The sequence below is a fragment of the Pseudomonas sp. GZD-209 genome (assembly GCF_049310485.1).
Taxonomy (GTDB): Bacteria; Pseudomonadota; Gammaproteobacteria; order Pseudomonadales; family Pseudomonadaceae; genus Aquipseudomonas; species Aquipseudomonas sichuanensis.
On the sequence record NZ_JBMOWQ010000160.1, the window covers coordinates 1 to 6,751 of the forward strand.

General features: G+C 65.5%; 3 protein-coding genes. All 3 read right to left on the bottom strand.

What is annotated here, in order from left to right; translation table 11 throughout:
* Nucleotides 1-68: 68 nt before the first annotated feature.
* The 3 genes from lon to ACO6VM_RS18535 all read right to left on the bottom strand — a co-directional run bounded on the left by lon (nt 69) and on the right by ACO6VM_RS18535 (nt 6,508).
* Entirely contained in the window at nt 69-2,489 is a 2,421-nt protein-coding gene (lon, locus tag ACO6VM_RS18525) for an endopeptidase La (RefSeq protein WP_422403624.1), read from the bottom strand.
* Between the two features lie 230 nt (nt 2,490-2,719).
* Nucleotides 2,720-5,131, bottom strand: a complete 2,412-nt coding sequence (locus ACO6VM_RS18530) for a glucose/quinate/shikimate family membrane-bound PQQ-dependent dehydrogenase (RefSeq protein ID WP_422403625.1) — start codon at nt 5,129-5,131, stop codon at nt 2,720-2,722.
* A 30-nt stretch (nt 5,132-5,161) separates the two neighbouring features.
* On the bottom strand, nt 5,162-6,508 hold the full coding sequence (locus ACO6VM_RS18535) for a carbohydrate porin (protein WP_390967174.1): 1,347 nt from the start codon (nt 6,506-6,508) through the stop codon (nt 5,162-5,164).
* Nucleotides 6,509-6,751 lie beyond the last annotated feature (243 nt).

Sequence of the window (6,751 nt, forward strand, 5' to 3'; positions counted from 1 at the left end):
AGCCGGGCCCCCCTCTCCCCTATCGTGTTGAGGTTGGGGGCCTCTCTCCCCCCCGCGATCGGGATCGGTCAGAACAACACTTTCGCCACGTCGGCAAAGCGCTTGGCGAAGTGCACGGTCAGCCCTTCCTTCAGATACTCCGGCAACTCGGCGAAATCGCCACGGTTGGCCTCGGGCAGGATCAGCTCGAAGATTTTCTGCCGCCGCGCGGCAATCACCTTCTCGCGCACGCCGCCAATCGGCAGCACCTGCCCGGTCAGGGTCAACTCGCCGGTCATGGCCACGCCTTTCTTCGGCACCTGGTCACGGGCCAGCGACAACAGCGCGCTGGCCATGGTCACACCGGCGCTGGGGCCATCCTTGGGGGTGGCGCCTTCGGGCACGTGCAGGTGAATGAAGGCCTCGTTGAAGTAGCCCGGCGTGCCACCGTACTGCTTCAGGTTGGAGCTGACATAGCTGTAGGCGATTTCCGCCGACTCCTTCATCACATCCCCCAACTGGCCGGTGAGCTTGAGGCCGCGGTTGAGGGTGTGGATGCAGGTGGCCTCGATCGGCAGGGTGGCGCCGCCCATGCTGGTCCAGGCCAGGCCGGTGATCACGCCCTTGCCGGCCAGTACCTGTTCGCTGCGGAACACCGGCATGCCGAGGGCTGGCTCGAGCTCCTTGTTGCCGATCTTCAGTTTGGCGCCTGGGTCTTCCAACAGCTTGACCACCGCCTTGCGCACCAGCTTGCCCAGTTGTTTTTCCAGCTGGCGCACGCCGGCCTCGCGGGCATAGCCCTCGATCACCGTACGCAGGGCGCTGTCGCTGATGCTCAGGCTGCTCTTCGAGACACCGGCCTTTGCCAGCTGCTTGGGCCACAGGTGGCGCTTGGCGATGGCCAGTTTTTCTTCGGTGATATAGCCGGACAGGCGGATCACTTCCATGCGGTCGAGCAACGGCCCGGGGATCGAGTCCAGGGTGTTGGCGGTACAGACGAACAGCACTTTGGACAGGTCCAGGCGCAGGTCCAGGTAATGGTCGAGGAAATCGACGTTCTGCTCGGGGTCGAGGGTTTCCAGCAGCGCCGAGGCGGGGTCGCCCTGGTAGCTCTGGCCCATCTTGTCGATCTCATCGAGCATGATCACCGGGTTCATCACCTCGACCTCCTTCAGCGCCTGCACCAGCTTGCCCGGCTGGGCGCCGATGTAGGTGCGGCGGTGGCCCTTGATCTCGGCCTCGTCGCGCATGCCGCCGACGCTGAAGCGGTAGAACGGCCGGCCGAGGGATTCGGCGATGGACTTGCCGATGCTGGTCTTGCCCACCCCGGGCGGGCCCACCAGCAACACGATCGAGCCGCTGATCTCGCCTTTCCAGGCGCCCACGGCGAGGAATTCGAGGATGCGTTCCTTGATGTCATCGAGCCCGGCGTGGTGGCGGTCCAGCACCTTGCGGGCGTGGGCAAGGTCGAGCTTGTCGTCGCCGTACACACCCCAGGGCAGGGCGGTGGCCCAGTCCAGGTAGTTGCGGGTGACGGCGTATTCTGGCGAGCCGGTTTCGAGGATGGCCAGCTTGCCCATCTCTTCATCGATGCGTTTTTTCGCCTGCTCGGGCAGGGTCTTGTCTTGCAGGCGTTGCTGGAACTGCTCGACATCGGCGCTGCGGTCGTCCTTGGTCAGGCCCAGCTCCTGCTGGATGACCTTGAGCTGTTCCTTGAGGAAGAATTCGCGCTGGTGCTCACCGATCTGTCGGTTCACCTCGGCGGAAATCTCGTTCTGCAGGTGCGCGACTTCGACTTCCTTGCGCAGCATCGGCAGCACTTTCTCCATGCGTTTGAGCATGGGCACGCAGTCCAGCACTTCCTGCAGCTGGCTGCCGGTGGCGGAGGTGAGCGCGGCGGCGAAATCGGTGAGCGGCGACGGGTCGTTGGGGCTGAAGCGGTTGAGGTAGTTCTTCAGCTCTTCGCTGTACAGCGGGTTGAGCGGTAGCAGCTCCTTGATCGCGTTGATCAGCGCCATGCCGTAGGCCTTCACCTCATCGGTGGGCTGCGCCGGCTGGTGCGGGTATTCGACTTCGACGAGGTAGGGCGGGCGGTGGTGCTTGAGCCAGGTGCGGATGCGCACCCGGGTCAGGCCCTGGGCGACGAACTGCAGCTTGCCGCCTTCGCGGCTGGCGTGGTGCACCTTCACCAGGGTGCCGTACTGGGGCAGGGCCTTGGTGTCGAAGTGGCGGTGGTCTTCGGCCGGGGTGTCCATGAAGAACAGCGCCAGCGAGTGGTGCGGGGTCTTGGCCACCAGGTCGAGGGTTTCGGCCCAGGGCTCTTCATTGACGATCACCGGCAGCACTTGCGCGGGGAAGAACGGGCGATTGTGGATCGGGATCACGTAGACCTTGTCCGGCAGCTGTTGGCCGGGCAGGGCGAGGTGGTGGCCGGCGCCGGTGGCGTGGTCGGGGTGTTCGACTTCGCTGTGTTCGTCGGGGCGGTCCGGGAAATCCTGCTGGTCGCTCATGGGGCACCTGCGTGAATGGCTATGGTGCTTAGATGGGGCAGTGGGGGGCAGGTTTCAATGGTAGACGAAGGGGGGAGGGGTTGATGCCATCGCGGGGGGGGGAGAGCCCCCCACCCCCACCCCACAACACCATACGAGGGGAGCTCCCCCAATCCTACCCACCCCCCCCGCAGCCATATAATTTGTTCTTTTTTCCCCCCCCCCCCCCCCCCCCGCGATGGGGCTGAGGCTTACTCGGCGAGTTTGTAAGCGATGATGTAATCGCCCATGCGGGTGCCCAGCGAGCCATGCCCGCCAGCGGTCACCAGCACGTACTGCTTGCCGTCCTTGCCGGTGTAGGTCATCGGCGTGGCCTGGCCGCCTGCCGGCAGGCGGGCTTTCCACAGCTCTTCACCGTTCTTCACGTCATAGGCGCGCAGGTACTGGTCCAGGGTGCCGCTGAGGAAGCCCACGCCACCGGCGGTGACGATCGAGCCGCCCATGCTCGGTACGCCCACCGGCATGCCGATCGGTACCGGGGTGCTGTCACGGGTGGTGCCGTTCTTGTGCTTCCACACCACTTTGTTGGTGAACAGGTCGATGGCGGCCACATAGCCCCAGGCCGGGGCCTGGCACGGCACGCCCAGCGGCGACATGAACGGGTGCATGGTCACGGCATACGGCGCGCCGGTGTTCGGCTGCACGCCGCTGGTCTCGCTTTCGCGTTTGCTGCCTTCGGCAACCTGCTCACGCGGCACCATCTTCGACACGAAGGCCATGTAGTTGGGCGAGGTGAACAGCAGCTGGCGCACCGGGTCGACCGACACGCTGCCCCAGTTGAACACGCCGACGTTGCCCGGGTAGACCAGGCTGCCCTGCTCGGACGGCGGGGTGTACTGGCCTTCGTAGCGCAGGCTGCGGAACTGGATGCGGCAGAGCATCTGGTCGAACGGCGTGGCGCCCCACATGGCCTGTTCGGTCAGGTCGGGGCCGAGCAGGTTGAGGTCGGAGCGGGCCTGGGTCGGTGCGGTGTGGTCGCCCTTGACCGCGCCCTGCGGTACCGGGATCTCGCGGATCGGCACGATCGGCGTGCCGTCGCGGCGGTCGAGCACATACAGGCTGCCTTGCTTGGTCGGCACGATGACCGCGGGCTTGACGCCGTCGTCGGTCTTCAGGTGGACCAGGGTCGGCTGGCTGCCGACGTCCATGTCCCACAGGTCATGGTGGGTGAACTGGTAGTTCCAGCGCGCCTTGCCAGTGGCCAGGTCCAGGGCGACGATGCCGGCGCTGTACTTCTCGGCGCCCGGGGTGCGGTCGGCGCCCCACTGGTCGGGGGTCTGGTTGCCCAGCGGCAGGTAGATCATGCCGAGGTCTTCATCGACGCTGGCGATCGACCACATGTTGGCCGAATTGCGGCTGTAGAACTTGCCGTCGGCCAGGGGCTTGGTGTCGTCCGGGTTGTTGCTGTCCCAGTTCCACACCAGGTGCCCGTCGTGCACGTCATAGGCGCGGATCACGCCGGACGGCTCGTTGGTCGACTCGTTGTCGGTCACGTGGCCGCCGATGATCACCAGGCTGCGGGTGATCGCCGCCGGCGAGGTGGAGTAGTAGCCACCGGCGGTGAACGGGCCGATGCCGCGGGTCAGGTCGATCACGCCCTGGTTGGCGAAGCCTTCGCAGACCTTGCCGTTGTCGGCGTTGATGGCGATCAGGCGGGCGTCGGCGGTCGGCAGGTAGAGGCGGCGCGGGCAGGCCTGGGCCACGGCTTGGCCGGCGTCGGTGATTTTCGGCGCGGGGCTGCCGTCACGGCTGACGTAGCTGTTCTCGTCGTAGTAGGAGACGCCACGGCAGGTCATGTGGGCGAAGCCCTTGAAGGTGCCGGTAGGGCTCTTGACCTGCGGGTCGAAGCGCCAGATCTCGGCGCCGGTGTCCGGGTCCAGGGCCAGCAGCCTGCTGTGGGCGGTACAGGCATAGAGCATGCCGTTCACTTTCAGCGGGGTGTTCTGGTTGGTCAGCTCGACCGGGTCGTTCTCGGTCGGCAGATCACCGGTGCGGATGCGCCAGGCTTCTTCCAGGCGGTAGGCATTCTGCGGGGTGATCTGGCGCAGCGGCGAGTAGCGATCGCCGTGCTCGGTACGGCCGTAGGCCTGCCATTCACCGTCCGGCATGGCCGGTGCGGCGCTGCCCATTTCGCTGTCGTCGCGGGTGAACGCGCCACGGATTTCGCCCGGGTGGGTGAACTGGCTGGCCACGGCGGTGGCGCCGGAAGCGACCACGGCCACGCTGAGCAGGGCGGTGTTGATCCTGGAGGCCGGGCCGATCAGCGGGCGACGCGCCCACGGCAGCAGCAGCACCACGCCGATGGCGAACCAGATGGCCAGGCGTGGCACCAGCTGCCACCAATCCAGGCCGACTTCCAGCAGGGCCCAGACCGTGCTGCCCAGCAGCACCAGGCCGTACAGGCCCAGGGCGATGCGGCGCTTGGCCAGCAGCAGGATGCCGGACAGGGCAAAGCCGATCCCGGCGATCAGGTAGTAAAGCGAACCGCCCAGCTGGCTCAGCTTGATGCCGCCGGCCAGCAGGGCCAGGCCCATCAGCAACAGCAGCACGCCCATCAGGCGCGGTAGCCAGCGGGTTCCATTGTTGGCACCGTCAGTGCTCATCGTCTGTTCTCCGTAGAGTGGAAGGGGAGGTTAGAAAGTGCTCTGGATCTTCAGGCCACCGATCAGCGCGTCATCGACGTGCGACACGCCGCCCGGGTGGCGGATGTACTGCAGGTTCGGGCGCACGGTGAGCCAGTTGGCCAGGTGGATGCCGTAATAGAGTTCGGCGCTGTATTCGGTGTCCTGCACGGGCAGGTAGCCAGGGTTGTCGTAGTCGTAGAGACCGGCGGCCTGGTTGATGAGGCGGGCGTTCTTGCGGTAACCGGGGTTGACGTGCACGCGGGCCAGGGCGAAACCGATGTCGTCCTTGGCGCGGGCGTCGAACGGCCCTTTGTAAACCACACCTGCCTGTACATAGTTGTCGATGGCATTGGTCTTCTTGTCGTGCACCGTGGCATTGGCGAACAGGCTCAGGCCACGCGACTGGTCGGACGCCTGCGCGGTCACCTGCTGCTGCACGCCGAGCCACAGGCCGTGCTTGCTCGAGCTGCTGCGGTAGGCGGCGCCGCTGATGGCGGCCGGGGCGCCGTTGCTGTCCTTCAGAACATCCTGTGCCTTGGCATTACTGTAGTAGTAGCCGGCGCGATATTCCCCTTTCAGCCCATTGAGCCGCGGGCTCCACACCAGTTCGACCGGCATCACCGCACCTTGCGTGCCGCTGCCGCTGAGCTTGAAGCCGTTGCCCGATTCGAGGTTGGACGGGTTCTGCTCGAACACCCCGACCTGGGCATAGAGTTCGTCGTTGAGGTTGTAGCGCACGCGCAGCGCCCACTGGCTGACCGGCCAGTTGTACCAGATGCCGCCCACCCAGTTGCCGACCTGCGAGCCGCAGAACGCCAGGTTCTGGAAGTCGCAGGGGAAGCTGTTGAAGTCTTCGCCTTCGCCGAAGCGGCCGAATTTCACATCCAGCGCACCGTCGAAGTATTTCTGCTTGATCCACATCTGCGTCAGCCGCCAGGTTTCACCGCGGCCCCAGACTTCCTGGGCCGAGGTGAAGCCGCCGACGCGGGGGTCGTTGATGCGGTCGTTGCTGATGTTGTCGCCGTGGCGTTCGGTGACGGTCAGCTGGAACTCGGTGTCATGCCAGCCGAGGATCTTCTGCAGGTCCATGTTCACGCCGAAGGTGAACTGGTCGCTGTAGCGTGCGGCGCGGTCGTGGCTGTAGCCACCGTGCAGGTTGCTGCCCATCTCGCCGGTGTAGCCGAGGGTGAAGTCGTAGCCCTTTTCCAGCAGATCGGTGCGGGTGCCGCCCCAGTCGCCGAGCATCCAGGGGGAGTCCTTGGCGAACAGTTCGCTGGCGCTGGTGGTGGGGGACAGGCTGCCGAGCAGGGTGGCAAGGGCGAGTCCGGCGTAGCGGGTAGTGGGCAACTGGAGCATGAGATAGCGCTATCTTTTGATTGTTGAAGAAACGGCAAGCGCAACGAGGCGTGGGAGCATCGAAGGGAAAAGGCTGCGAAAGGTATTCGGTGAAGCGATTCAGCTTGCGGCGGGGAGGATATAGGGGAAGTTGTAAGAAAAAAAGACAAAATGTCGCAGGGGATTGTTGCTGAGGGGGTAACAGTCAGGGCCAGGGGGGGGGGGGGGGGGGGGGGTATAGCGGGAACCATCCCGACAGACCCT